This window comes from Arthrobacter sp. 10N44_2, assembly GCF_056394385.1.
Genome location: NZ_JBFTHT010000010.1, coordinates 103,094 through 128,332 on the forward strand (window position 1 = coordinate 103,094; position 25,239 = coordinate 128,332).

The following is a 25,239-nucleotide window of genomic DNA, read 5'->3' on the forward strand; positions in this document are numbered from 1 at the left end:
GGCACAGCCGCGGGCCCCGCCGGGAAGGGTGGACCCGCTGAGGAGAACACATCCACGGAGCCCTGGCGCCTCGAGGTGGAGGTGCCGATGCGCTGGAGCGACATGGATGCCTACGGGCACATCAACAACGTCCAGATTGTCCGGATCCTCGAAGAAGCACGGATCGCGGCTTTCGGGCCGCCCCGGGGTCCCGGGCTGCCGGGAACCGAACCGCTGGTGCCGCTCTTCAATGAAATTCCGGAAGGGACGCTGGCGCTCGTCGTCGAGCACAAGATCAGGTACGTCAGGACCCTTGAGTACCGGAACGTGCCCGCCGTCGTCCAGTTGTGGATCGGGGCGGTTAAGGGCGCCAGTTTCGACATCCACTACCTGGTGCAGGATCCCGTCACGCGGGAGGACTGTGTCCGGGCCACGAGCCATCTTGCCTTTGTGGACGAGGCAACCGGCCGGGTGTTGCGGCTGACGCCGGAGCAGAAGGACCGGCTGGCTCCCCACACCCGCGCCCACCCGGTCCCATAGCCTCTGTTCCGGTTCCCGGCACGGCTCCTAGAATGAACAATCCCGACGCATAAGGAGGCGTGGTCGCCGTGAACATGGGCAAAGACATGCACAAGAACATGCATCACAACCTAGGCAACACCTTGCACCAGAACATCCACAAGCAGCACACCCGCAAGAAGAAGTGGAACGAACTCTCGCCGATGGCACGGTTCGGAACCATCTCGGCTGGCATCGTCCAACTCTCGCTGCTGGTCGCAGCCCAGACGGACATCAGCCGACGCCCGGCTGCGCAGATCCGTGGCAGCAAGGCCATGTGGCGGCTCGCCACGCTGGTGAATTTCATCGGTCCGGCCACGTATTTCACCTTCGGCGTGAAGCGCCGGCCCGGCGCGAAACCGGGTCTGCTGCCCGCCCGTCCATAATCTACTGGCCGGTAGTTTAGGGGCGGCGTTAAATGGGCGCGTTCAGTTTAAGCCTGTAAATTGAACGTATGACCCCAACCAAGAAGCCTGCCCTGCACCGCGCCCTCGGTATCTCCAAGGAGATTGAAGACGCGGCGTGGTTTGTGCTGGGCCCGGGGTTGCTCGGCAAGGCGTCCCCCCTGGACGGCCGCACCAAAACGTGGTCCGTCCAGGCTGCCGCGGAGTTGCTGGAACGCCTCGAACGGGGCGTTCCGGATCCCAAGGCGCCGATGATGACTAACCTGCGCCAGAACCTGGAAGACGCCACCCGCGGGGCGAAGCAACTGGCCGTGGAGCTACTCTTCCTCCAGTCCCTGCCGCTGGCCCACGAGGTCAAGTCGCTGAAGGTCAAACGGGCCCGCGTCGCCGAGGCGGCATCCTGGCTGGAGCCTGACCTGGAGCTCCCCGACGAGCTCTACGCGGGCATGACGGACCACGGCGTGATCCGGGACCGCACCGCGGAATTCAACTGGACCATCTGGGACCACCTGAAATGGCTCTGCCGCTTCGTGCAGCATGTCGCACAGCGGCCGGCCCACGTCGTCCAGGCCGCGGTCAAGGATCCGCTGGCCTTCCACCGGCTGGTCGCCGGCACCCCGGATGACCAGCCGGCCATCCGCCGCAGCATTGAGTTCCTGGTCTGGCCCAGCTATTTCGAACCCGTGGTGGCCGATGTCGAACGGCAGGAGATCCGTGACGCTTTCGCTTCCCTCGTGGGTGGGGCCAAGGGGGACAGCGACGAGGACATTTCGGCGGACATCCACCGGATCCGCCTGCACCTGGACCAGCAGGCCGGGCAGCGGATCGACTGGTACTCACGCCAGCTGGTGAGCCAGTGGCGGAAGGTCGGCGACCCCGGCCGCCGCGCCTGGCTCCTGCGCACCCACCACGACAACGCCGAGCTGCTGGGCGAGTGGCGGGACGAGGAAGCGGTGACGCTCGACGTCGAACACCTCCGCCTGCTGGACCCCGGCGTCTCCGCGGGGCTGGTCCAGAATGCCGTTGACGAGGACTACAAGCACCTCGGCTACGTGGAGCGTGAGGACACCAAGACCGCAGTCTTCGCCTTCCTGACCGTCATGAAGCCGGGTGACCTTGCGCTCTACCAGAGCTCGGGCAAGGTCCGGATCGGCGTGGTCCTCGGCGAACCGGAGCATGCCAAAGACAACCGCCAGCTCCGCCGCAAGGTCCGCTGGTTCGATGAGGAACACGACGCCACCGGCCTGCCCCGCCACGTGCAGCGCCAGCTGACCACCTCCGGCAACATCGTGGACATCACCCGCGTGATCCAGGCGCTCGAGGCGCTGCTGCCGGCTGAAGCGGAAGCCGAGGACGGCGACGGCGCCGCGCCGGATGCCGCCGTCGAACCGGCCTGTGACGGGTTCCGGCCGCTGACGCCGGAGTTCGCCGCGTCCCTGCACATGGACCTGGAGCCGCTGCAGGAAATCGCCGAACTCCTCGAGGAGAACCGGCAGCTGGTGCTCTACGGTCCGCCGGGAACCGGCAAGACGTACCTCGCCAAACACCTCGCCGCCGAGCTCGCCGGCGACACCACGGACGAGCGGGTCAAGCTGGTCCAGTTCCACCCGTCGTACGCCTATGAGGATTTCTTCGAGGGCTTCCGCCCGGACAAGACGGACGAGGGACAGGTGTCCTTCAAGCTCGTGGCAGGACCGCTGCGCCGGCTCGCCGAGGAAGCGGCCAAGCCCGGCAACGAGAGCAAACCGTACTTCCTGATCATCGACGAGATGAACCGGGCCAACCTGGCAAAGGTGTTCGGCGAGCTGTACTTCCTGCTCGAATACCGCGACGACCGGATCTACCTTCAGTACAGCCCCAACGAGCCGTTCACCCTGCCGGACAATCTTTACATCATCGGCACCATGAACACCGCGGACCGCTCCATCGCGATGATGGACGCGGCCATCCGGCGGCGCTTCTCCTTCATCGAGCTGCACCCGAAGACGGAACCGGTGAAGGGCTCGCTGCTGCGCTTCCTCCAAGCCCGTGACCTGGACACGACCCCGGCCCTGCTGCTTGACGCTTTAAACGACGCGATCGACGAGTGGGACCGCGACCTCATGATCGGTCCCTCGTACTTCATGAAGAAGTCCGCGCAGACGCCTAAGGGCCTGCGCAGAATTTGGAAATACGAGCTCATGCCGCTGCTGGAGGAGCACTATCACGGGCAACTCAACCGCGCCCAGCTCGAGGAACGGTTCGGACTGGAACAACTCCTGGGCCGCCTGGCGCATGCCTAGGCTGGCCGGAGATGCCATAGCGCTGGACCGCAGTTCGTCGGACCGCAAGGCCTCGGACCACCGGGGTTCATCCGGAGCCGGTCCGGCCGGGCGCGGTTCATCAGGTCGCGGTTCATCCGGACGCGGCGGGGCGGAGGCCTGCCGGCACATTGTCCTCGACGAACTCTCCGTCGGCGTCGTGGAGCGGCTTGATCCGGACACTGCCGCCTACGTCAACGCCAGCGGCCTGGCGAAGGCCTCGCCGATGGGCATGGGCCTGTACCGGGTCGAACCGGTGGGGACCGTCGGCTCGGTGCGCACTCCCGCCGTGCAGCTGGAGGTGCGACCGAAAGGTCGGCTCGGTCTGAGCCGTTTGCTGTTCCTGCTCGGCTACGCGGGGGACCAGGGGTTCCGGGACGATTCTGTCGCCGCGGTGGAGCACTCTGACCTTTGGAGCGCCTTGGCCGAATCCCTGGCGCAGCTCGCTGACCGGGCGCTGAGCCGCGGCGTGCTGCAGGGGTATCTCATGGTGGAAGAATCCCTCCGGACCGTCAAGGGCCGGATCCGGATGTCGGACCAGATTTCCCGCCGGCCCGGCATGCTGGTTCCGCTGGAAGTCTCCTACGACGAGTTCACCGAGGACATCGCGGAGAACCGGATTCTGCGCGCCGCACTGGAACGGATGTCCCAGGTGCCGCGGGTTCGGCCGGAAGTCCTGAGCCGCCTGCGCCAGCTCAAGGGAAAGCTCGACGCCGTGACGCGCCTTCAGTCCGGCGCGCCGCTGCCGCAGTGGCGGCCCAGCCGGATGAACACCCGCTACCACGCCGCTCTTCGGCTCGCCGAACTGATCCTGCGGAACGCGTCGGCGGAGGCCGGCGACGGCAAGCAGCAGTCGGCGTCGTTCGTGGTGGACATGGCAAAGGTGTTCGAGGACTTCGTGGGAACAGCCCTGCGCGAAGCCATGGCCGCCTACCCCGGAGAAATGCGGTTGCGCTACAACGCCCTGCTGAACGAGGCCGTCCGCGACTCGGACCGCATTGTGGTGCAGCCCGGTGCCGTCCACTTCCTCGGCGGCCGGCCCGTGATGGTGTACGACGCCAAGTACAAGGCCGCGGCCGACGTCGGCGCATCCCTTTCGGGCGACCATTACCGGATGCTGGCCTACTGCACATCCTTGCGGGTGCCGACGGCGTGGATCGTTTACCCGGGAGCCGGGGAAATCAAGCTGCGCCGAATTCTCAATACCGACATCGACATTGTTGAGTTCCCGCTGGATCTGTCGCTACCGCCGTCGGAAATCCTGGCCGCCGTGGCAGATCTTGCCCAGCAGTCGTGGGGCGAAGTGCTCCGGCAGGCCAGTATCGACAGGTCCGCCAGCTAGGCGGATTCCTGCTGGTCGGCCACTGTCCGCAAATGTTCCAGGAGCGCCTTTTCCGGCTGGCCCGGGTTGTTGGCGACGTGCCACTGAAGTTTCTCCCGTACGTCAGCTTCTTCCGGGTTGGTGCCAGCCAGAACCTCATCAATGATCGAGGCCGCCTGCCGGCGCAGCGGCTCCAGATCCGGGTTCGCTCCGCGGAGCGGGCGGGGCCGGAAGCCGTGGAGCCTCGTGTGGCCGAGGCGACGGAACGGCAGAACTGTGGGGTCTGAATCTGTGGGACTGGAATCTGTTGGCGCAGCAGCCGTTTCGGGCTGGTCGTTGGACATCAGCAAGTGCGGCATCGTGCGCTCTCCCGTGTTTGCAGTACGCGTTGGTACTGACCGAATAATGCCTATCGCCCCCGGAGTCGAATATTAGCTGAGGTCGTTCAGCCTGCACCGGAGGTGGGCCCCGCGACACGCGGGGCGTTGCTGCTCAGCGAAGATCCTCAGGAGGGCTCGTCCCGGGCCGGGCTGTGCAGGAAAGGACTGTGCAGGGGAGGGCCCTGGAGGAAGGCATCGAGGCGGAGCTCCAACGCCGATCGGTCCTTCAGTTCGCACTCCCACACGGTGAGGACTTCCCATCCATCGAGTTCGAGCTGAAGACGCTGGGCGGCGTCGCGGTTCCGGGTGCGGGTGCGCTTGGTTTCCCAGAACTCGGCGTTTGCCTGGGGTGCGTGCTGGCCCACCCGGCAGTCGTGGAAGTGCCAGAAGCAACCGTTGACGAAGATGACTTTGCGGCGGCCGGCGAAGACGAGATCGGGGTTGCCCGGGAGTTTGCCGCCGCCCGCGCTGCCGTGCAGGCGGTAGCGGTATCCCTTCGCGTGCAGCAGCCTGCGGACCAGCATTTCCGGCTTGGTGTTCTTGCCCCGGATCCTGGACATGTTCCAGCTGCGCCGCTCCGGAGTCAGCTTGTCCGCCATTGTTTAAGTCTAGGCGGGTGCCAAGTCTTGGCGCCGGGCAGCAGCCGTCGGGCAGCAGCCGCCGTCGGGCGTTAGATTTCCCGCTCCGGGTGTTCGCCGAACTGGAAGTGGCGTCCGCTGAGCGACGTCGGCGTAATTTCGACGTAGAAGTCCTTCAACGTTGGAACCCACGGTTTCAGCCCGAGGGCCTCGGCGTCGGCGATATCCGCCGATTGGTCGAGCACGCGTGCAGTGCCGCGCAGGACTACTGACCATGCTTCGTCGGACAGGATTCCGTCGGTTTCGAAGAGTACCTTCGAGTTGATGGTGAGCTCGGCCAGTTTGTTTCCCGGGGCCGTGCGGAGGAACAGTTTCCGGCCGCTGGCCGCGTAGTTCACCGGGAAAATGTCGGGTTCTCCGGCCACGGTGACCACGAGCCTGCCGTGCTTTGTGCCCTCAATCAATGTCCAGGCTTGGTCGTCGTCAAGTGTGAGGATCGGATTGCCGTCTTCGTGTTCGAACATCATGGGTTCATTGTTCTGAATCAGGCCGTCGCTGGCTAGGGGCTAAAGGACCGGCAAGGACCGCCGGGGTGTTCTTCCGGTCCGACGGGTGGGCACATGCTGCCTGTGGATAATTTTGACCGACAAAATGTGATCTCGGTTACCCTTAACCCACAAATTGGCTTCAATCGTCTTGATTTTCTATCGGGGGAGTAGCTGACCATGACATCTCGCACTTCGCTTTCCGGTCCCTGGCGAGCCTGTGCGGTCGCTTGGCTGTCGATCTCCCTGATGTCGGCCACAGCGTGCAGCGAGGGTGGAACGCCGCCTCCCGGATCTCCACCTGCTGCTTCGCAGAGTCCCTCAGAGCCGGCCACCCCGAGCGCAACTCCGACACCTACTGCCAGCTACAAGCCCGCCGACGCGACCGGCAAGGCGCAGAACGTGCCAGTACCCGAGTTGCCGGAAGCTGCGAAGGCGGAGACGAAGGAAGGTCTGGAGGCGTTTGCGCGGTACTGGTTCAAACTCCTCAGCTACGGGTACGAGACCGGCGACGTGGGCCCCCTGGAAAGCGTCACCTCTACCGCATGCTCTCCATGCGGAGAGGCCAAGCGCGACATCATCCCTTGGCATCAAGACGGACGCTGGCTGATAGGTGGTCAGATCACCACTCCTGCTGTGGAAACGACATTTTCAGCTGGAGCCGACGGGCTTTACAAGGTTGCTGTCCAGGTTCATCAAGTCCCGTTGACATACGTCAGGGCCGACGGGAGTGTCGCGAAGAAGGGAGAGCAAAGAGACGATACGGGCAACCTTCTCCTCGTTGCATACCGCAACAACGCTTGGCATGTTGATGATGTCGGAAACATTGTCGGTAAGCAATGAGGACTCTTCGACCTCACCGTCTTGGGCGCGCACTCCTAGCGGTGTTCCTCTTGGTGTGCGCATCGGCTCCCCCAGCCTCTGCGGACGGAGCGGGGGACCCTTCTATTTCGGGTGGGTGGGGGCACAAGGACGCGCATGTAGGAGGTTGGGCTTGGGACCCAGCATTGAATGACTTCGTTCGAACCCAGGCTGGAGTTCAGAATTCAGACCCCTTCCAATACAAATACGAACTCCAATGCCATCTGGGCGGAGGCGACTTTGATGCGGATTGTCTTGCAGTCCTCGTCGATTGCAAGAACGGCCCCGGCGGCAAAGAAGGTATTCCGGTCGTTTGGCTGAAGGCGCCAGCTGGAATCGCGAACCCGACATGGTCATTTCACTCCGGCCCGACGTGCCTCTTCGATCCCCGGCCGGCGGATTTGCTGCCCAGAATTGCCGCAATGATCCAGAGGGAGTTCCAGCGGCTTCCGATAACTGCGGGACTGTCTACGGCCCAACCCAGCCCCAACACGCTCCGGGGCGCCGAGACCAATTTCTTCGCCAGCGCCGCAGATCAGCAGTTCGACATCACAATCCTGGCCCAGGCCGTCCACGTCACCGCTAAGCCGGTCCAGTACTCCTGGAGCTATGGCGACGGCACCTCGCTCGGCCCGCAAGCGGTGGCCGGCGGACCGCTTCCACAGGATCGCTGGGGCGAGAAGACCCTGACGAGTCACGTGTACACCCAGACCGGCGACTTCCCGGTGGTTTTGACGACGCATTTCCAGGGAACCTACTCCGTCAATGGCGGACCGCCGCTGCCCATCCCCGGCCAAGGGCAATTCAGCTCGCCGCCACAGACCGTCAGTGTCTGGCGGACGATCACCAGGAACTACGCAGACACGTGCCTGCAGAATCCCCGAGGCCAAGGCTGCCCGGGGGTCGCCCCGCCGCCTCCCTAGTCCGTGGCTAGGCTCGCAATTCCCGGTCCACCCGTTCCATCCGGGCATTCACGAGCTGGCAACGCGGGTCGTCCGGCCCCATAAAAGCAGCCACGGCAGCCGCAGTCGCCGTATCGAAGGACCCCATGTCGCTCGTGCACCACTGCAGCATCAGCCGGGTATCACCGCTTGACCGGACGGAAGCTCCCACGGCCGTGTTGAGCTCGTCGCGCATGAACCCGATCGCCAGATTGACCGAACGGGTGAGCAGTTTTGCCGGGTACGCCGCGAACGCCTCGGCAACCCGACCGTCCCGCAGATGACCGGCCACAACGGAAACGTCGGTCACGACGTTGAGGGTTGAAGAGAATCGGTAGGGGTTCGCTTCCAGGACATCGCCCAGAATGGCGCGGATCCGGTGCATCTCGGTCCGGATCGCCGCACCGGTGCCCGCATCGCCATGGATCTCGTACGCCAATTCTTCGGCACTCCAGCCCTGATCACGCGAGGCCAGCAGGGCCAGAATCTCGGCGCGGCGCACAGTCAGCGGACGGCTGATGCCGCCGTCGACCGCCGCGGATGGCGCGTACCCCAAGAGCCGCAGCACGAGCTGGGGTCGGGCGCCGCCGTCGCGCACTGCCCGCTCGCCACCCGGGGACCGCTGCCCCGAGCGCCCGACGCCGCCGTCGGGAAACGGGGCCGACTTCAGCAGCTCCTCTGCGAGCCGCACTCCGCAACGCACCAGCCGCAGGCTGTCCGGCGTGACCGATTCGAACGGGCCGGAGACGTCCAGGACGCCGACGATGTCGCCGGTCAAACGGTCGCGAATGGGGGATGCGGTGCAAGCCCAGTCATGGTGGGTCCGCACGAGGTGCTCGGCCGAGAAAAGTTGCGCCGGCGCACCGGTCACCAAGGCCTCGCTGATGGCGTTCGTGCCCACCCCTGATTCGGACCAGTCGGCGCCCTCCACGAACTCCAGCGAGTCCGCGAGCCGCAAGGCCTGCTTGCTGCCGACGCGCCACAGCACTTCGCCCTCGTGGTCGGTGACGATCAGCAGATGGCGTCCGGTCACGGTCTCATCGGCCAGAAGCTGTGACAGCGCCGGCATCACCGCAGCCAGCCGATGGCCGGCGCTGAGGGATCGCGCTTCGGAGACTTCATGCCGGTGCAGGGGCCGGTGCTTGTCCGGATTGATGCCCAGAGCCAGGGAACGCTGCCAGGACTTGATAAGCGACGGCGAGAGGTGCGGATCCGGAGTGCCAGAAATCGTGGTCTCGTGCGCCGCCCGGAGAATTCGGGCGTATTCCGCCGGTGCAGAAAACCTGAGGTCCGAGGGATGCGTGATGGGGCCGTTGCCCTGCCGCATGCTCATTCTCTCAACTCGCCCTCGAATCGTCGCACCCGGCTGGGTCCCTGCCGCCGTCGGCCAACCTGCGCGCCCGCCGACAGCTTGAGAGCTCCGTGTAACCCGATTGTAACCCCCTGCGACTTTTACTTGTGATGCGGGTCACTGCGTGGTCTATGCGCCACGCAACGGGAGCGGCCCCCTGTCAGCAATGGAAAGAGGAAACATGCCTGAGACACCAAACGGCGTCGTCGGGGCGTGGCTGGCGCAGTTCGATGAGGCACTGCGCAGCCACAACACGGACGCCGCACTGGAACTTTTTGACGACGACTCGTACTGGCGCGATTTCGTCTCCTTCACCTGGAACCTCAAGACGCTGGAGGGCAAAGAGGACATCCGGCGCATGCTCGAGGCGACCCTGGGCGACGTGCAGCCCAGCAACTGGACCCTCGCCGAGGACGCCACTGGGGACGCCGCCAATGCCGAGGCCTGGGTGAACTTCGAGACCGCCCAGGCCCGGGGCTACGCCCATCTGCGCCTCCGGAACGGCAAATGCTGGACCCTGCTCACCACCATGCAGGAACTGAAGGGCTTTGAGGAAAAGAAGGGCCCCAACCGGGACAAGGGGGTGGCCCACGAGATCACCAAAGGACGCAAATCCTGGCTGGAACTGAAGGAGGAGCAGGAGGCGAGGCTCGGCTACGAAGACCAGCCCTACACCGTCATCATCGGCGGCGGCCAGGGCGGGATCGGGCTGGGCGCGCGGCTGCGGAGGCTCGGAGTGCCCACCATCATCATCGAAAAGAATGAGCGCGCGGGTGACTCCTGGCGGAACCGCTACAAGTCCCTCCACCTGCACGATCCGGTCTGGTACGACCACCTGCCCTACATGAAGTTCCCCGACGACTGGCCGGTTTTCGCGGCCAAGGACAAGATCGGCGACTGGCTGGAAAACTACACACGGATCATGGAACTGAACTACTGGTCCAAGACCGAGTGCACCAACGCCCGCTTCGACGAAACGTCCCAGGAGTGGGTGGTGGAGGTGATGCGCGACGGCGAACCGGTCACCCTGCGCCCGAAGCAGCTCGTCTTCGCCCTGGGTGTATCGGGGTACCCGAGCGTCCCCACGTTCGACGGCGCCGAGTCCTTCCTGGGGGACCAGTACCACTCGTCCAAGCACCCGGGCGGTGGCGACTGGACCGGCAAGAAAGCCGTGGTCATCGGCTCCAACAATTCGGCCCACGATATCTGCGCCGACCTTTGGGAACACGGCGCGGACGTCACCATGGTCCAGCGGTCCTCGACGCATATTGCCCGCAGTGAATCCCTCATGGACCTCGCTCTCGGCGGGCTGTACTCCGAAGAGGCACTGGCCAACGGCGTCACCACGGAGAAAGCCGACCTGCTGTTTGCCTCCTTGCCGTACCGGATTCTGCCCGAAGCCCAGATCCCGGTTTATGCGGAGATGGCCCGCCGGGACGCGGAGTTCTACTCCCAGCTCGAGGCTGCCGGCTTTGACCTGGACTTCGGCGTTGACGGCTCCGGCTTGTTCCTGAAGTACCTGAGGCGCGGCTCCGGCTACTACATCGACGTCGGCGCCTCGCAGCTGATCATCGACGGCCAGGTCAAGCTGGCCAATGGCCAGGTCAGCAAGATCACCGGCAACTCCGTCGTGATGGCCAACGGAACGGAGCTGGATGCCGACGTCATTATTTACGCCACCGGGTATGGGTCGATGAACGGCTGGCTGACTGATCTGGTCTCGCCCGACGTGGCAGACGCCGTCGGCAAGTGCTGGGGGTTCGGATCGGATACGCCCAAGGATCCGGGGCCGTGGGAGGGGGAACTGCGCAACATGTGGAAGCCCACCAACGTCGAGAACCTGTGGATCCACGGCGGCAATCTGCACCAGAGCCGGCACTATTCGAACTATCTTGCCCTGCAGCTCAAGGCCAGGATGGAAGGACTGCCGACGCCGGTCTTCGAACTGCAGCCCACGCATCACGCGCGCTAACCGCACGCGCCGACTCACGGGGTCGTGACAATCTCAGGCACGGCCACCAGACTGGGGCTACGGCCCCGCTGTGAAAATCCAACTTTTATTCCGTGGATGCGCCTGACCGGGCGCATCCACGGTCCTGGACTGCGAAGGTGAAACACCATGAAAGCAGCACGATTCCACGCCCGCGAGGATCTCCGGATCGAAGACATTCAAGAGCCGGAGCTGCGACCGGGAACGGTGAAGATCGCCGTGGCCTGGTGCGGTATCTGCGGCACCGACCTCCATGAATTCCTGGAAGGACCCATTTTCACCCCGCCGCCCGGCCACCCCCACGGGCTCACCCACGAGGCCGCCCCGGTCACCCTCGGCCACGAGTTCTCCGGCACCGTCGAGGAACTGGGGGAAGGCGTCAGCGGTCTGGCCGTTGGAGACAACGTCGTCGTGGAGCCGTACTACGTCTGCAATGAATGCGGTCCCTGCCTCAGCGGCCACTACAACCTGTGCACCAAGTTGGGCTTCATCGGCCTGGCGGGCGGCGGTGGCGGCTTGAGCGAGAAGATCGTCGTCGACACCCGGTGGGTGCACCCTGTCGGCGACATCCCCCTGGACGAGGCCGCACTGATCGAACCCCTTGCGGTGGCGTATCACGCCGTCGGCCGGAGCGGCGTCAAAGCCGGGGACGTCGCCGTCGTCGGCGGTGCCGGACCCATCGGCCTGCTGACCGCCGCGGTCCTCAAAGGCATCGGCGTCACCACGATCGTTACCGAGCTGTCGGCCGCCCGCAAAGACAAGGCGACTTCGTCCGGGGTCGCGGATCACGTGCTCGATCCGAGTGCCCAGGACGTCAAGGCGCGCGTGCTGGAACTGACCAACGGTACGGGGGCCGATGCGGCGTTTGAATGTGCCGGTGTGAATGCGGTGCTGGACACCATGCTCGACGTCGTGAGGCCCGCCGGCGTCGTCGTCAACGTCTCGATCTGGGGGCACCCGGCCACGGTCGACATGCAGAAAGTGGTGCTGAAGGAAATCGACCTGCGCGGCACCATCGCCTACTGCGGCGACCACGAAGCCGCCATCAAGCTCGTCCAGGAAGGAAAAGTCGACCTGAAACCCTTCATCACGGGGCGGATCGCCTTGGACGACTTGGTGGACAAGGGGTTCGACACGCTGATCAACCACAACGACACCGCGGTGAAGATCATCGTCCACCCGTAGTGATCCGGGTCTCACGCGGGAATAGTTGCAGACGCCTCGCAGTTGCCGCCAGTGAACCAACCCCTTGCGAAAGGAACTGCGCATGCTGTTTTCCCCGATGACCCTCGGCGAGCTGGAACTACCCAACCGGCTCGTCATGGCGCCGCTTACCCGCGTCCGCTCCGGCAAAGAAGGAATCCCCGGCCCGTTGGTGGTCGAACACTACCGTCAGCGCGCCTCGCTCGGCCTGATCGTCAGTGAAGGCACATACCCCAGCCACACAGGCCGCGGCTTCCCGGGCCAGCCCGGCCTCGTGACCGACGAGCAGCTCGCGGGCTGGGCCAACGTCACAGCCGCCGTGCACGCCGAGGGCGGCCGCATTTTCGCCCAGGTCATGCACGCCGGCCGCGTCACTCACCAGGACACTACCGGTGGCTACGAAGTAGTCGCACCCAGCGCCGTTGCCATCGACGGCGAGACCCGCACGTACGAGGGCAAGCAGGCGTTCCCCGTCCCGCGCGCCCTGACCACAGAGGAACTGCCGGGCATTGTCGACGAATTCGTGACGGCATCCCGCAAGGCGGTTGAGGCAGGATTCGACGGCGTCGAACTTCACTCGGCCAACGGTTACCTGCTGCACGAGTTCCTCACTCCGGCCGCCAACCAGCGCGACGACGTCTACGGCGGCTCTCCGGAGAACCGGGCTCGTTTCGTGATTGAAGTTACCCAGGCAGTGGTGGACGCCGTCGGCGCGGACCGTGTTGGCATCCGCATCTCGCCGGAGCACAATGTCCAGGGTGCCCTCGAACTCGATGCGGCTGACGTCCGGGCCACCTACGCCCACCTCGTGGACGCGCTGGCTCCGCTGAAGCTGGCCTACCTCAGCATCCTGCACAAGGACCCCACCAGCGAGCTTGTCCAGGACCTGCGCGCACGGTTCAACGGGACATTCCTGATCAACACGGGCTTCGGCATCGTCACCACGCGCGACGAAGCCAAGGCGCTGGTCGCGGACGGCCACGCTGACGCCGTCGTCGTCGGACGCCCCGCCATCGCCAACCCGGACCTGGTCCGCCGCTGGCGCGAAGGCCTGCCGGTCAACGAGGCTAATCCGGCCACGTTCTACACCGACGGCGCCGAGGGCTACACCGACTACCCGGCCTACCAGAACTAGGGCCAACTGCGGGCGCGGTGACTCCCGCGGCGCCGCACGCGCCGCGCAGGACACGCTCGGTTGGACATGCTCAGCCGCAGCCACGATCAGTGGGCAGAATGCCATTCTGCCCACTGGTCGCATTTAACAATGAGCATGTCCCTCGCAGGGCAGGTCCGAGACTGAATGCGCGAGTCACAGGGCCGCACCCGCTGCCGGACATGTGCCGCGATGATCTGCACGAGAGAGCATGTTCCACGCGGCGCATCATGGCCATGGGACATGCCCAGCGGCCGCCACGACCAGTGAGCAGAATGCCATTCTGCCCACTGGTCGCATCTAACAATGAGCATGTCCCTCGTTGGTTGGGCCCAAGGCTGGACATGTCCCTCGCTGGAGTGTGCGGGTGGGCATGTCCCGTCCTGCACATCGGAGCCGCCGGGACATGTTCCCTCGACGAATTGGCCACTGGACATGTCCCGTGGCTGGCGCCGGGATTGGGCATGTCCCTCTTGGGCCCATGACGTGGAGCGAGGGGCATGTCCAGCGGTGGGGGCGGCAAATGGGCATGTCCCGGAGGGGGCCTCGCCGTGCCTAGTCCTATAGGATCTGAAGATGCAATTAGCTTCCACCGGCAGCCATTCTGAGGGGCGCCCCGCCGGCCGCGCAGTCAGCCGGCAGGTCCTGGCGGACCACGTTTATGAAGAACTTCTGGCGTCGCTGATGGATGGCCGGCTGGAACCCGGAACCGCGGTCAGCATCGACGGGACCGCCCGTGAACTCGACGTCTCGCCCACCCCCGTGCGGGAGGCGCTCGCCAGGCTGGAACACACCGGGATGGTGCGCCGCGTGGCCCTCAAGGGCTACCGGGTTGCTCCGGTGTTCACCCGGGAAGACTTCGCCGAGCTCATGGAAGCCCGGCTCGCGATCGAGCCCGTGAACGCCCGCCTGGCGTGTGCACGGCTGACGCCCGGCCACCTGGCCGAACTGGAACGGGCAGTCGCCGATCTCAAGGACGCGCCGCGCGGGCCTTCCTTCGCCGAGTTCCGCGGCTACCTCGAGGCCGACGAGCGGTTCCACCGGCTGATCGCGGAGCAGACAGGCAACCAGTTCATGGTGGCCGCTTATGCCGCCCTCGGCGGACAGATTCAGCGCTTCCGCCTGTTCGGGGGAGTGGGGATCACCGACGCCGATCACGCGATCGCCGAACATCAGGCCGTCCTGGATGCCTTGGCGACGGGCGACCCGGAGAAGGCCGCAGCCGCCATGGCCGAGCACGTGCAAAAGGTGCGCGGCCGCGCCATAGCGGACGCCCCCGCGGAATAAGGCTCACTTCCCAGGCTGACGCACGCGGGCCCAACACCACGTAACAGCGCGCCGCGCCCGGCTTCTGAGCCCTCTTTTTGTGACCCCCTTCACAGCTGATCGAAGACCCTATAGGATCTTCGATTGTGACGGCTACGGTGCCGGCATGGGGAGTCACAAGGGAGTGAAGAGTGCAAACAGAAACTTTGGCCGCAGGGCCCAAGGAGTCCGCAACACGCCGCACCATCAAGAATCTGCGGTGGTGGATTCTCGGCTGGGCGCTGGCCGCCGGCATCATCAACTACATGGACCGCAGTGCAATCTCCATCGCCGCGCCGCAACTGATCAAAGACTTCGGCATGACCCGGACGGACATTGGCCTCCTGGGCACCGTGTTCTCCTGGACCTACGCTTTTGCCCAGCTGCCCGCTGGCTGGCTCGTGGACAAGCTGGGCGCCCGACGGATGTACTTCCTCGCAATCGCGGGCTGGAGCATCGCGACCGCGCTGATGGCCGTCGGCACAAAGATGTGGCAATTCGTCACCTTCCGCTTCCTGCTCGGCATCACCGAGGCCCCCAACGGGCCGGCGTCGGCAAAGCTCACCGCCGACTGGTTCCCCCGGGCCGAGCGCGGACAGGCCACCGCCATCTGGGACAGCGGTTCCAAGTGGGGACCCGCCATCGCGCCGCCCGTCCTGACCGCCATCATGCTCGCGTTCGGCTGGCAGGCCATCTTCCTCTTCCTCGGCGTCGCAGGCATCGTGCTGGCATTGGCCTTCTTCCTTTACTACCGCGCTCCCGAAGAGCACAAGCGCATCAGCGCGAAGGAACTGGATTACATCGAAAGCCAGCGCACCACCCAGCTCCTGACTGCCAAGAAGGTATCGTGGCTCGGACTCTTTAAGCACCGCCAAATCTGGGGCATGATGGCCGGATTCTTCTGCGTCATCTGGATCTGGAACATCTTCATCGTCTTCCTGCCGCTCTACCTGCAGGAAGAACGCGGTGCCAGCATCGCCACCTCCGGCTGGCTTGCGGCTGTCCCGTACCTCGGCGCAGCCATCCTCGGCATCACCGGCGGCTGGGTCATGACGCGCTACGCGAAGAAGGCCGGCCGCGATCCGTTGCTGGCCAAGCGCCACGTGATGTCCATTGCAGCGATTGCCGCCGGCATCTTGATCTGCCTCATCCCGTTCGTAGATTCCCTCCCGCTCGCCATCGCTGTCATGACCGTGGCACTGGGCTTCGTCGCCACCATGCAGGCGGCCGCGTGGGCCATGCCCGGCGACATCGTGGACAACTCACAGGTTGCCTCCGTCGGTGCCATCCAGAACTTCGGCGGCTACTTCGGCGGCGCCTTTGCCCCTCTGCTGACCGGTGTGATCGCCGATGCCACCGGCTCCTACGCGCCGTCGTTCGTGATCGGCGGCGTCATCGCCGCCCTGGCCGCAGTGGCATACACCGTGCTGGTCCGCGAACCCATCAAGGACAAGGCCGCAGCAACGCAGACAGAAAGCCGAACCGACGCATGAGCACAGCAACAAATGCATTGACGACGACGGCGGCCGCCCCGGCGGCGGAAACCACCACTGCGGCGGGAACCTCCACTGCGGGCACCGCCCGCTCGCCGTTCACCGTGGCCGTCACCGCCGACGCCGCGCGGCCGGACGGAAGCTCCATTCACGGGGATCTGGGGCTGCAGCGGCTCAGCGAGCATGGCATCAGCTGGAGCGTCCTGCCCACTTACACAGACCCGGTTCCGCTGGCCGACCTCGCCGGGGTCCAGGCCGTGCTGTCCCTGGGGCACATCGCCTTCGATTCACGCACCGTGGACCACGCCCCGGACCTGAGGCTGATTGCCCGGTTCGGGGCCGGCTACGAAACCATCGACTTGGACGCCTGCACCCGCGCCGGCATCGTTGTCACCAACACCCCGGATGCCATCCGGCGGCCGTTGGCGGTGGCGGGACTGACGCTGCTCCTGGCGCTCTCGCACAAGCTCCTGGCCAAGGACAGGCTGACCCGGACCTCTGACTGGGCGCAGCGCGAGCATTACCGCGGCGCGCCGCTGGTGGGCCAGACGGTCGGCATCGTGGGCTTCGGCAGCGTGGGCGCTGAGCTCGCCCGCCTCCTGGCCCCGCTCGGGGTGAAGGTCGTGGGCAACAACCGCAGCGGCCGACACGCGGAGGCCGCCGGACTCGGCGTCAAGCTGCTGGGCCTGAACGAGCTCCTGGAGCGCTCGGATTACGTCGTGCTCTGCGCCGCGCTGACACCGGCGACCGAAAAACTGATCGGCGCGGCCGCGTTGGCGCGGATGAAGCCAAGCGCCTACTTGATCAATATCGGCCGCGGAAAGCTCGTGGACACGGATGCCCTCCGGGACGCCCTGCGGGACGCCCGGATCGCCGGCGCCGGCCTGGACGTCTTTGAGCCGGAACCCCTGCTTCCCGACGACGAGCTCCTGACCTTGGACAACGTGGTGCTTTCCCCGCATTCCCTGTGCTGGACCGAGGACTTCACGCGGGACGTCGCTGCCAGCGCCATTGGGTCAATCCTGGCGGTCGCGGCAGGGGAGCGCCCTGCCAACGTCCTGAATCCGGAGGTCTTCGCGACCGCGGCCTTCGCCGCGAAGCGCCCGTAACCCGGGGGTGTGACCTTGACAACATCCCTATAGATAGTAAATCCTATAGGAAACAGGATTCCACGAAGGAGTGAACCCATGGCCTATACAGCCGAAAACTGGCCCATCACCGCAGCGCTCCTGCAGTTCCCGGGGACCGACGCGCAGGGCAGCCACATCAACGACGCCGACGCCTCCGCCTGGGCCGAGGTCCTCAGCGAGGTCAAGGACGCCGGCTTTGCCAATGCCGACCTCACGGACAGCTGGGTCCGCCCCGGCGACCTGAGCTCTCCGCGGCTTGCCGAGTTCAAGCAGACCGCGGACAACGTCGGCATCGGCATCCCCGTCATCTCGGCCATCCGCCGCAGCGTGATCGAGGAAGGCAACTGGGAAGCCAACCTGGCGTACAGCCACCGCACCATCGACGCCGCCGCCGAGCTGGGCTGCGAGGTCGTCTCGTTCGGACTGCACCAGGCCATCACCGCTGAGCAGCAGAAGCAGCTCTGGTTCTGGACCGTCGAAGGGTACAAGGACCCTGCAGGGGACAAGGAAACGTGGGGCAAGGCTGTGAGCCGCCTGCGCGAACTCGGCCAGCACGCGGCCGAGGTCGGTGTCCTGCTCTCGCTCGAAATGTACGAGGACACGTACCTCGGCACCGCGGATTCCTCCGTTCAGCTGGTCCAGGACATCGGCCTGGCCAACGTCGGCATCAACCCGGACATCGGCAACCTCATCCGGCTGCACCGCCCGATCGAGGACTGGCGCGAGATGGTCGCCAAGACCCTCCCGTACTCCAACTACTGGCACATGAAGAACTACATCCGCGACGAGGACGTCGCCCGGGACACCTACGTGGCGATGCCGGCCCCGATGGAAAGCGGCCTCATCAACTACCGCGAGGCGTTCAAGACCGCGCTCTCCGTCGGCTTCCAGGGCATCCTGTGCACCGAGCACTACGGCGGCGACGGCCTCAGCGTCACGGCCAGCAACCAGGACTACCTCCGCCGCCAGGTCCTGCCGAAGACCGACGGCTACGCCCTCGGCAGGAGCCAGGTGGCCCAGGGCCGGCAGTTGCCGGCAGCCACGGCACTCGCCAGCGCCTGAACGGGCGCCGACACCGGGGCGTGGTGCGGCCGTCAAGCCACTTGGGGGCGGCCGCACCACCCCACCTCTCTACCCACAGCATTAGTTCTCCAACACGGATTCAATGAGGAACCATGACCCAGATCTTCGACAATCCCGCTGATTTCGCGGATGAGGCACTGGACGGCTTCGTTGCGGCCAACCGCGGCTACGTGGCCCGAGTCGACGGCGGCGTCGTCCGCTCCACCGAAGTCCCCTCCGGGCAGGTGGCCCTGGTGGTCGGCGGCGGCTCCGGGCACTACCCGGCCTTCGCCGGCCTCGTCGGGCCCGGACTGGCCACCGCCTCGGCCTGCGGCAACATGTTCGCCTCGCCCGCGGCCGGCCAGGTTTACCGCGTGGCCAAGACGGCCAACGCCGGCGGCGGCGTGCTGCTGAGCTACGGCAACTACGCCGGCGACGTCCTGCACTTCGGCCAGGCCCAGCTGCGCCTCAACGCCGAAGGCATCGAAACCCGCACTGTCCTGGTCACCGACGACATCGCCAGCGCCCCGCTGGAGCAGATCGAGAAGCGCCGCGGCATCGCCGGGGACCTGACGGTCTTCAAGATCGCCGGCGCCGCCGCAGAGGCGGGACTGAGCCTGGACGACGTCGAACGGCTGGCCATCCGGACCAACTACCGCACCCGGTCCCTCGGCGTGGCCTTCGACGGCTGCACGCTGCCCGGCGCGGAGGCCCCGCTGTTCTCTGTCCCCGCGGGGCACATGTCCCTGGGCCTGGGCATCCACGGCGAACCGGGCATCTCCGACCACCCCATGCCCACCGCCTCCGAACTGGCCGAACTCCTGGTCAGCCGGCTCCTGGCCGACAAACCGGACGACGCCGGCACCCGCGTGGTCGCAATCGTCAACGGCCTTGGCACGGTCAAGTACGACGAACTCTTCCTGCTGTTCGGCAAGATCGAGAAACTCCTCACCGCGGCCGGGCTCACCGTCGTCGAACCCGAATGCGGCGAGCTCGTCACGAGCCTGGACATGTCCGGGCTGTCCCTGACCCTGCTGTGGCTGGACGAGGAACTCGAACAGTACTGGGCCGCCCCGGCCGACACCCCGGCGTTCCGCAAGGGAAACCTGGCACCCCGTGCCCGCCGCGAACTCGCCGGTCCGGACGCCGAAGAGACCGCCGACGTCGAACGGCCCACCGCCGCGGCGGCAGCCCTCGGCCGGCTGGCCGCCGACTTCCTCGGCCAGGCGCGGGACGTGGTGGTCGAGCACGAGGAAGAACTGGGCCGTCTGGACGCCGTCGCCGGCGACGGCGACCACGGGATCGGCATGCGCCGCGGCGTGGACGCGGCAGTCACCGCGGCCGAACAGGCTGCCGCGAACGACGGGGGCGCCTCGCCGTCGCGGGTCCTGACCGCTGCGGGGGAGGCCTGGAGCGAACGCGCCGGCGGCACCTCGGGTGCGCTCTGGGGCTCGGCGATCATCGCCGCCGGACAGGCCCTGGGCAACCAGGACAGCTACAGCGGCGAGGACGCGGCCGCCGCGGTCACGGCCTTCGTGGATGCCATCACCGCGCTCGGCAAGGCCGAGCCGGGGGACAAGACCATGGTGGACGCCCTCTTGCCGTTCCAGGACGCTTTCCTCACCGCATTCGACGCCGGCACACCAGTGGCCGGTTCCCTCGCGGCGGCGGCGGCCGCCGCCACAGCCGCCGCAGAGCGGACCGCCGGGCTGCGTCCGCTCAAAGGCCGGGCCCGCCCGCTCGCCGAGAAGAGCCTCGGCCACCCCGACCCCGGAGCGGTGTCCTTCGCCCTCATCGCGACCCGGATATCCACCCACACCGACACCGCAGACACAGGATCCCGGCCCGGCACCCCCGAGCCGGCGGAACAAGGAGCACAAGCATGAGCACAGCAACAGGCTGGCGCGTGGTCATCGGCAACGATGAGGCCGGCGTCGAATACAAGAACGCGCTGAAGGCGCTCCTCGAAGCCGACCCCCGCGTGGCGTCCGTGCAGGACGTGGGAGTCGGCGCCAATGACTCCACCGCCTATCCGCACGTCGCCGTCGACGCGGCCCGCAAGATCGCCGACGGCGACGCCGACCGGGCGCTGCTGATCTGCGGCACCGGCCTGGGCGTGGCGATCGCGGCCAACAAGGTCCCCGGCATCCGCGCCGTCACGGCCCACGACAGCTACTCCGTGGAGCGGTCCGTCCTGAGCAACAACGCCCAGGTGCTCACGCTGGGGCAGCGCGTCATCGGGCTGGAACTGGCCAAGAAGCTCGTGGGCGAATGGCTGAGCCACCGCTTCGACGAAAACTCCTCCTCCGCCGCGAAGGTGGACGCCATCTGCTCGTACGAACCCGAATACACGAAGGCAGTCTGAACATGACCGAATCAACAGCAACCGCAGCCGCCATCAACGCCGCCCGCAAGATCGCCGTCGTCGGCTCCGGCTACATGGGTGGCGGGATCGCACAGGTCCTGGCACTCGGTGGCGCCCGGGTGGCGCTCGCGGATGTGTCCGCGGAAGTAGCCCAGAAGAATTACGAGCGGCTCCTGGCCGAATCCGACGAATTCGTTGCCGCCGGGCTCTTCCCGGAAGGCGCCACCGCAATCCTGAAGGAAAACCTCTGGCCCGCCAAGGACATCGAGGAGGCCGTGGCGGACGCCGACTTCATCGAAGAAGCCGTCCCCGAGGTCATCGAGATCAAGCACCAGACTCTCGCCCGCATCAGCGCGGCCGCCCGCCCGGACGCCATCATCGGGTCCAACACGTCCACGATTTCCATCGCGGACCTGTCCGAGCCGGTCACCAACCCGGAACGCTTCCTGGGCGTGCACTTCTCCAACCCGTCCCCGTTCATCCCGGGCGTGGAAATCATCCCCCATGCCGGCACCTCGGCCGCGACGGTCGGCACCGTCCGCGACCTCGTGCACGCGGCCAACAAGCAGACCGCCGTCGTCAAGGACGTCACCGGCTTCGTGCTCAACCGGCTCCAGTACGCGCTGTTCCACGAGGCCGCCCAGCTGGTGGAACAGGAGATCGCGACCGCGGAGGACGTCGACACCCTGGTCCGCACCACCTTCGGCTTCCGGCTGCCGTTCTTCGGGCCCTTCGCCATAGCCGACATGGCCGGGCTGGACGTCTACAACTTCTGCTACAAGTCCCTCCAGACCGATTTCCCGGAACGGTTCGCGACGCCGAAGATCCTCACCGACCTGGTGGAGGCCGGAAAGCTGGGCACCAAGACCGGCGCGGGCTTCCTGAACGTCCCGGCGGAGCGCACGCCGGAACTGATCGCCTACCGGAACAAGGCGTACGTGGCCATGCAGAAGCTCATCGACGAGCTCGGCCCCGCCCCCATCAGCTGATTCCCGTTCCCGTCTTCATCAAGGAGTACCCATGAGCACTTTTCCCACAGAACGCACCGCCATCATCACCGGCGCCGTGTCCGAGCGCGGCATCGGCCGCGCCACCGCCAGCTACCTGGCCGCACAGGGCTGGAACATCGGCATCATCGACCTCGATGACGCACTCTGCAAGGCGGCGGCCAAGGAACTGGCAGCCGAGCACGGCGTCAAGGCCTTCGGCGCCGGCGCCAACGTTTCCGACGAAGGCTCGGTCCGCGCGGCAATCGACGCCATCGAGGCGGAACTGCCGCAGATCGTTGCGCTCGCCAACGTGGCCGGCGTCAGCTCTCCGGTGCCCTACCTGGAACTCGACGCCGCCGAATGGGACCGGGTGCTGAACATCAACCTCAACGGCGTCCACTACGCCACCCGCCGCGTCGCGGAATCCATGGTGAACAACAGGATCGGGCGCATCGTGAACATCTCCTCTGTCTCCGCGCAGCGTGGCGGCGGCACCTTCTCCAAGACGCCGTACTCCGTGGCGAAAGCCGGCGTGATCGGCCTGACCCGGGCCACGGCCCGTGAACTGGGCGAATACGACATCACGGTCAACGCCATCTCACCCGGGCCCATCGACACCGACATCATGGGTGGCACCCTTAGCGAGGAACGCAAAGACGAACTCACCAAAGACCTCGTGGTCAACCGGGTCGGCTCCACCCGGGACATTGCAGCAGCCATCGCCTTCCTCATCAGCGAGGACGCCGGCTACATCTCCGGCCAGACGCTGAATGTGGATGGCGGACTCTACATGCACTAAGGAAGAAGCCTCGTGGCACAACACACCCAAACCCGCGCGTCCGGATTCGCAGCCTGGAGCAAAGGACGGAAGATCTACCTCGCCGTCGGGATCCTGGCCTGCGTGGCCGGCGTCCTGATGATGGTTTTTTCGCGCTAGTTTTCTCCGGCCGGAGCCGACCTGGCCTGCCTTGGCTCGGCCTCATCCGGCCACTTTCATGCAACTGATTCACCCCCCTGAGTTACACCACTGATTGCTCGACGAGGAGTTTTTTGATGACCGTAACAACAACGTCCACCCGGGACCTACTGGAGACACCGGTCCTAAAATCGGCCATCTCCAAGGCCTCCCGCCGGCTGATGCCCATGCTGGTGATCCTGTATGTGGTCGCCTTCCTGGACCGCACCAACGTCGGCTTCTCCGAAGCTGCCCTGGGCGTGGACAAGGGCATTAGCGCCGGCGCCTTCGCCCTGGGCGCCGGGATCTTCTTCATCGGCTACGCCCTGTTCGAGATCCCGAGCAACCTGCTCCTGACCAAGTTCGGCGCCAAGGTATGGCTGGCCCGCATCGCCATCACGTGGGGCATCGTCTCGGCCTGCTTCGCGTTCGTGCAGGGTGAGACGTCCTTCATCATCCTGCGGTTCCTGCTGGGTGTCACCGAAGCCGGGCTGTTCCCCGGCGTCATCATGTTCCTGGCCGCGTGGTTCCCCAACAAGGTCCGCGTCAAAATGTTCGCCATCTTCTACCTGGCCCAGCCGTTCTCCCAGATGCTGGGCGCCCCGCTCTCCGGCTGGCTGATCAACATCGGCGACCAGGTGCCCGGCGTCCAGGGCTGGCAGGTCATGTTCTTCGTCGAGGGAATGCTGGCGGTCGTCGCCGGCGTCGCCGCGTACTTCTTCCTGATCAACAGCCCGCAGGACGCCAAGTTCCTGGACAAGGACGAGAAGAACGCGCTCCTGGAGGTCATGGCGCTCGAGGACACCGTCAAGGAAGAGTCCGGGCCGCGCGGCGTCCTGGCGGCCATGAAGAACGGCAAGGTCTGGTACTTCACCGTCATCTACTTCTGCCTGCAGATCGCCGTCTACGGCGTCACCTTCTACCTCCCGCAGCAGGTCGCCCAGCTGACCGGCCAGAAGGTGGGCATCGCCGTCGGCCTGATGGCAGCCATCCCGTGGTTCTTCGGCATCTTCGCCTGCTACTTCATCGGCAAGGCCGCGAACACCGTGATCCGCCGCCGGGTCTGGGGCACCGGGCTGTTCATCTCCACCGGACTCTGCATCTTCGGCTCCGCGTGGGCCGGCGCCAACCACATTCCGGCGCTCGGCATCATCTTCATCACCCTCGCCGTGTGCTCGTTCCTCTCCATCGGCCCCATCGCGTGGTCCTACCCGACGGCGTTCCTCACCGGAACCGCCGCGGCCGCGGGGATCGGCCTGATCAACTCGCTCGGAAACCTCGGCGGCTTCGTCGCGCCGATCCTGCGCACCTCGGTCAACCAGATGACCGCCTCGGAGACCGGGACCATGGGCGTCTATGCCCTCGGCGTGCTCCCGTTCCTGGCAGCGGCCATGATGTTCGCGACCCGCCGCTTCAAGAACAAGGCCGACGAGCTGCTGGAGCAGTAAAGTCTCCCGGCCTCACTTCCAGCGCGACGTCCAGCGCCCATCCACTGGATCCAGCAGAAAGCACCAACACATGCAGCAGAACCCCGGCAGCCAGACCTCCAACACCCGCATCCTGGTGGGGGTCAGCACGAAGATGTACCTCGGCTACCGGGACAGCCTGGACTGGCTCGAGCGGCTGCAGCACGAAGTGGACACCCGCCCGGCCCTCGCGGCCGGGCGGGTTGTCCCGTTTGTCATCCCGTCCTTCCCCGTCCTGCCCGCGGCGGCCCGGCTCCTGGCGGGTTCGCCGCTGCTGCTCGGTGCGCAGAACTGCGGCTGGGCGGACGGGCCCTGGACCGGGGAAGTGGCCCCGTCCATGCTGGCGGAACTCGGCGTCCGGCTCGTGGAGATCGGCCATGCCGAACGCCGGCAGCACTTCGGCGAGGACGACGCCATGGTGGCCCTCAAGGTCCGGGCCGCGGACGACGCCGGGATCACCCCGCTGCTGTGCGTGGGGGAGCGCGACGGCGGGCAGCCGGCGGCCGCGGCGGACTTTGTGTTCCGCCAGATCGAGTCGGCCGTCGACGGCGACTGGGACCTCGCCGGCCGTCTGGTGGTGGCCTACGAACCGGTTTGGGCCATCGGCGCGGCCGAGCCGGCCGCCGCCGCGTACGTGTCCGACGTCGTCAGCCGGCTCCGGGACCAGCTCACCGCCGCCGGCGTGCCAGGGTTGCCGGTCATTTACGGCGGATCGGCGAAGCCCGGACTGCTGCCCACGCTTGAGGGTCTCTCGGGCCTGTTCCTGGGCCGGATTGCACACGACCCCGTGAATTTCGGCGCCGTGCTGGATGAGGCACTCCTGCTGGCCGAGGGCTTCACTGCACCGGAACCAACCCCCGTGGGACATGTCCAGCCTTGACCGCGTGCGACGGGCATGATGCCTAGATGT

Annotated in this window: 24 protein-coding genes; 20 read left to right on the plus strand and 4 right to left on the minus strand. The window is 66.1% G+C overall.

Annotation, left to right across the window (positions count from 1 at the left end; genetic code table 11):
- Window positions 1-87: 87 nt before the first annotated feature.
- The 4 genes from AC1DBX_RS12530 (at window position 88) to AC1DBX_RS12545 (ending at window position 4,583) form a co-directional block, all read left to right on the plus strand.
- Window positions 88-519 carry an acyl-CoA thioesterase gene (locus AC1DBX_RS12530; RefSeq protein ID WP_230007937.1) on the plus strand — a complete coding sequence of 144 codons (432 nt, stop codon included), beginning with the start codon at window positions 88-90 and terminating at the stop codon, window positions 517-519.
- A 59-nt stretch (window positions 520-578) separates the two neighbouring features.
- Window positions 579-923, plus strand: coding sequence for a hypothetical protein (locus AC1DBX_RS12535; protein ID WP_476857119.1), 345 nt, complete (start codon window positions 579-581; stop codon window positions 921-923).
- A gap of 68 nt (window positions 924-991) precedes the next feature.
- Window positions 992-3,223 (plus strand): McrB family protein, encoded by a 2,232-nt coding sequence (locus tag AC1DBX_RS12540; protein ID WP_476931869.1) that lies wholly within the window; start codon window positions 992-994, stop codon window positions 3,221-3,223.
- Window positions 3,216-4,583 (plus strand): McrC family protein, encoded by a 1,368-nt coding sequence (locus tag AC1DBX_RS12545; RefSeq protein ID WP_476931870.1) that lies wholly within the window; start codon window positions 3,216-3,218, stop codon window positions 4,581-4,583. Before AC1DBX_RS12540 ends, AC1DBX_RS12545 begins: the two co-directional genes overlap by 8 nt.
- Here the strand turns inward: AC1DBX_RS12545 and AC1DBX_RS12550 are convergent.
- The 3 genes from AC1DBX_RS12550 to AC1DBX_RS12560 form a co-directional block, all read right to left on the minus strand.
- Window positions 4,580-4,906, minus strand: coding sequence for a hypothetical protein (locus AC1DBX_RS12550; protein WP_476931871.1), 327 nt, complete (start codon window positions 4,904-4,906; stop codon window positions 4,580-4,582). The genes AC1DBX_RS12545 and AC1DBX_RS12550 overlap by 4 nt on opposite strands.
- A gap of 161 nt (window positions 4,907-5,067) precedes the next feature.
- Window positions 5,068-5,541 (minus strand): very short patch repair endonuclease, encoded by a 474-nt coding sequence (locus AC1DBX_RS12555; RefSeq protein ID WP_476931872.1) that lies wholly within the window; start codon window positions 5,539-5,541, stop codon window positions 5,068-5,070.
- 71 nt (window positions 5,542-5,612) lie between these two features.
- A complete protein-coding gene (locus AC1DBX_RS12560; RefSeq protein ID WP_223915503.1) occupies window positions 5,613-6,047 on the minus strand; it encodes a pyridoxamine 5'-phosphate oxidase family protein in 435 nt (144 codons plus the stop codon).
- Between the two features lie 267 nt (window positions 6,048-6,314).
- On the opposite strand from AC1DBX_RS12560, the gene AC1DBX_RS12565 reads away from it, so the two are divergent.
- On the plus strand, window positions 6,315-6,908 hold the full coding sequence (locus AC1DBX_RS12565; protein WP_476931873.1) for a DUF6318 family protein: 594 nt from the start codon (window positions 6,315-6,317) through the stop codon (window positions 6,906-6,908).
- Window positions 6,909-7,348: 440 nt separating this feature from the next.
- Window positions 7,349-7,849 carry a PKD domain-containing protein gene (locus AC1DBX_RS12570; RefSeq protein ID WP_476873520.1) on the plus strand — a complete coding sequence of 167 codons (501 nt, stop codon included), beginning with the start codon at window positions 7,349-7,351 and terminating at the stop codon, window positions 7,847-7,849.
- A gap of 7 nt (window positions 7,850-7,856) precedes the next feature.
- Here AC1DBX_RS12570 and AC1DBX_RS12575 read toward each other — a convergent pair whose 3' ends face one another.
- Window positions 7,857-9,194: a helix-turn-helix domain-containing protein gene (locus AC1DBX_RS12575; protein ID WP_476931874.1), complete on the minus strand. Its 1,338-nt coding sequence runs from the start codon at window positions 9,192-9,194 to the stop codon at window positions 7,857-7,859.
- Between the two features lie 205 nt (window positions 9,195-9,399).
- Here AC1DBX_RS12575 and AC1DBX_RS12580 point away from each other — a divergent pair, with 205 nt between their 5' ends.
- The 14 genes from AC1DBX_RS12580 (at window position 9,400) to AC1DBX_RS12645 (ending at window position 25,209) form a co-directional block, all read left to right on the plus strand.
- Complete coding sequence (locus AC1DBX_RS12580) at window positions 9,400-11,190, plus strand: NAD(P)-binding domain-containing protein (RefSeq protein WP_476931875.1); 1,791 nt, start codon at window positions 9,400-9,402, stop codon at window positions 11,188-11,190.
- Window positions 11,191-11,337: 147 nt separating this feature from the next.
- Window positions 11,338-12,393: a 2,3-butanediol dehydrogenase gene (locus tag AC1DBX_RS12585; RefSeq protein WP_476931876.1), complete on the plus strand. Its 1,056-nt coding sequence runs from the start codon at window positions 11,338-11,340 to the stop codon at window positions 12,391-12,393.
- An 82-nt stretch (window positions 12,394-12,475) separates the two neighbouring features.
- Window positions 12,476-13,546, plus strand: coding sequence for an alkene reductase (locus AC1DBX_RS12590; RefSeq protein ID WP_476931877.1), 1,071 nt, complete (start codon window positions 12,476-12,478; stop codon window positions 13,544-13,546).
- A gap of 594 nt (window positions 13,547-14,140) precedes the next feature.
- Window positions 14,141-14,851, plus strand: coding sequence for a GntR family transcriptional regulator (locus AC1DBX_RS12595; RefSeq protein ID WP_476872093.1), 711 nt, complete (start codon window positions 14,141-14,143; stop codon window positions 14,849-14,851).
- Window positions 14,852-15,021: 170 nt separating this feature from the next.
- Window positions 15,022-16,362, plus strand: coding sequence for an MFS transporter (locus AC1DBX_RS12600; protein ID WP_476857129.1), 1,341 nt, complete (start codon window positions 15,022-15,024; stop codon window positions 16,360-16,362).
- Window positions 16,359-17,471, plus strand: a complete 1,113-nt coding sequence (locus tag AC1DBX_RS12605) for a 2-hydroxyacid dehydrogenase (protein WP_476887471.1) — start codon at window positions 16,359-16,361, stop codon at window positions 17,469-17,471. Before AC1DBX_RS12600 ends, AC1DBX_RS12605 begins: the two co-directional genes overlap by 4 nt.
- A gap of 78 nt (window positions 17,472-17,549) precedes the next feature.
- The gene (locus AC1DBX_RS12610; RefSeq protein ID WP_476887472.1) at window positions 17,550-18,554 is read left to right on the plus strand and encodes a sugar phosphate isomerase/epimerase family protein; all 1,005 of its coding nucleotides are present in this window, start codon (window positions 17,550-17,552) and stop codon (window positions 18,552-18,554) included.
- A gap of 113 nt (window positions 18,555-18,667) precedes the next feature.
- Entirely contained in the window at window positions 18,668-20,440 is a 1,773-nt protein-coding gene (gene dhaL / locus AC1DBX_RS12615; protein WP_476931878.1) for a dihydroxyacetone kinase subunit DhaL, read from the plus strand.
- A complete protein-coding gene (locus AC1DBX_RS12620) occupies window positions 20,437-20,919 on the plus strand; it encodes a ribose-5-phosphate isomerase (protein ID WP_018775886.1) in 483 nt (160 codons plus the stop codon). Before dhaL ends, AC1DBX_RS12620 begins: the two co-directional genes overlap by 4 nt.
- 2 nt (window positions 20,920-20,921) lie before the next feature.
- Complete coding sequence (locus tag AC1DBX_RS12625) at window positions 20,922-21,908, plus strand: 3-hydroxyacyl-CoA dehydrogenase family protein (RefSeq protein WP_476851397.1); 987 nt, start codon at window positions 20,922-20,924, stop codon at window positions 21,906-21,908.
- A 31-nt stretch (window positions 21,909-21,939) separates the two neighbouring features.
- On the plus strand, window positions 21,940-22,707 hold the full coding sequence (locus tag AC1DBX_RS12630; protein ID WP_476857133.1) for an SDR family NAD(P)-dependent oxidoreductase: 768 nt from the start codon (window positions 21,940-21,942) through the stop codon (window positions 22,705-22,707).
- A gap of 12 nt (window positions 22,708-22,719) precedes the next feature.
- Window positions 22,720-22,845 (plus strand): hypothetical protein, encoded by a 126-nt coding sequence (locus AC1DBX_RS12635; protein ID WP_476931879.1) that lies wholly within the window; start codon window positions 22,720-22,722, stop codon window positions 22,843-22,845.
- Between the two features lie 116 nt (window positions 22,846-22,961).
- Entirely contained in the window at window positions 22,962-24,311 is a 1,350-nt protein-coding gene (locus AC1DBX_RS12640; protein ID WP_476851399.1) for an MFS transporter, read from the plus strand.
- A 70-nt stretch (window positions 24,312-24,381) separates the two neighbouring features.
- Window positions 24,382-25,209, plus strand: coding sequence for a triose-phosphate isomerase family protein (locus tag AC1DBX_RS12645; protein WP_476931880.1), 828 nt, complete (start codon window positions 24,382-24,384; stop codon window positions 25,207-25,209).
- Window positions 25,210-25,239 lie beyond the last annotated feature (30 nt).

What these genes read in the sequence shown, in the direction of transcription:
- AC1DBX_RS12530 (WP_230007937.1), top strand. Translation starts at nt 88, where the DNA reads ATGCGCTGGAGCGACATGGATGCCTACGGGCACATCAACAACGTCCAG.
- AC1DBX_RS12540 (WP_476931869.1), top strand. Translation starts at nt 992, where the DNA reads ATGACCCCAACCAAGAAGCCTGCCCTGCACCGCGCCCTCGGTATCTCC.
- AC1DBX_RS12545 (WP_476931870.1), top strand. Translation starts at nt 3,216, where the DNA reads ATGCCTAGGCTGGCCGGAGATGCCATAGCGCTGGACCGCAGTTCGTCG.
- AC1DBX_RS12550 (WP_476931871.1), bottom strand. Translation starts at nt 4,906, where the DNA reads ATGTCCAACGACCAGCCCGAAACGGCTGCTGCGCCAACAGATTCCAGT.
- AC1DBX_RS12555 (WP_476931872.1), bottom strand. Translation starts at nt 5,541, where the DNA reads ATGGCGGACAAGCTGACTCCGGAGCGGCGCAGCTGGAACATGTCCAGG.
- AC1DBX_RS12560 (WP_223915503.1), bottom strand. Translation starts at nt 6,047, where the DNA reads ATGATGTTCGAACACGAAGACGGCAATCCGATCCTCACACTTGACGAC.
- AC1DBX_RS12565 (WP_476931873.1), top strand. Translation starts at nt 6,315, where the DNA reads ATGTCGGCCACAGCGTGCAGCGAGGGTGGAACGCCGCCTCCCGGATCT.
- AC1DBX_RS12570 (WP_476873520.1), top strand. Translation starts at nt 7,349, where the DNA reads ATGATCCAGAGGGAGTTCCAGCGGCTTCCGATAACTGCGGGACTGTCT.
- AC1DBX_RS12575 (WP_476931874.1), bottom strand. Translation starts at nt 9,194, where the DNA reads ATGCGGCAGGGCAACGGCCCCATCACGCATCCCTCGGACCTCAGGTTT.
- AC1DBX_RS12580 (WP_476931875.1), top strand. Translation starts at nt 9,400, where the DNA reads ATGCCTGAGACACCAAACGGCGTCGTCGGGGCGTGGCTGGCGCAGTTC.
- AC1DBX_RS12585 (WP_476931876.1), top strand. Translation starts at nt 11,338, where the DNA reads ATGAAAGCAGCACGATTCCACGCCCGCGAGGATCTCCGGATCGAAGAC.
- AC1DBX_RS12590 (WP_476931877.1), top strand. Translation starts at nt 12,476, where the DNA reads ATGCTGTTTTCCCCGATGACCCTCGGCGAGCTGGAACTACCCAACCGG.
- AC1DBX_RS12595 (WP_476872093.1), top strand. Translation starts at nt 14,141, where the DNA reads ATGCAATTAGCTTCCACCGGCAGCCATTCTGAGGGGCGCCCCGCCGGC.
- AC1DBX_RS12605 (WP_476887471.1), top strand. Translation starts at nt 16,359, where the DNA reads ATGAGCACAGCAACAAATGCATTGACGACGACGGCGGCCGCCCCGGCG.
- AC1DBX_RS12610 (WP_476887472.1), top strand. Translation starts at nt 17,550, where the DNA reads ATGGCCTATACAGCCGAAAACTGGCCCATCACCGCAGCGCTCCTGCAG.
- dhaL (WP_476931878.1), top strand. Translation starts at nt 18,668, where the DNA reads ATGACCCAGATCTTCGACAATCCCGCTGATTTCGCGGATGAGGCACTG.
- AC1DBX_RS12620 (WP_018775886.1), top strand. Translation starts at nt 20,437, where the DNA reads ATGAGCACAGCAACAGGCTGGCGCGTGGTCATCGGCAACGATGAGGCC.
- AC1DBX_RS12625 (WP_476851397.1), top strand. Translation starts at nt 20,922, where the DNA reads ATGACCGAATCAACAGCAACCGCAGCCGCCATCAACGCCGCCCGCAAG.
- AC1DBX_RS12630 (WP_476857133.1), top strand. Translation starts at nt 21,940, where the DNA reads ATGAGCACTTTTCCCACAGAACGCACCGCCATCATCACCGGCGCCGTG.
- AC1DBX_RS12640 (WP_476851399.1), top strand. Translation starts at nt 22,962, where the DNA reads ATGACCGTAACAACAACGTCCACCCGGGACCTACTGGAGACACCGGTC.
- AC1DBX_RS12645 (WP_476931880.1), top strand. Translation starts at nt 24,382, where the DNA reads ATGCAGCAGAACCCCGGCAGCCAGACCTCCAACACCCGCATCCTGGTG.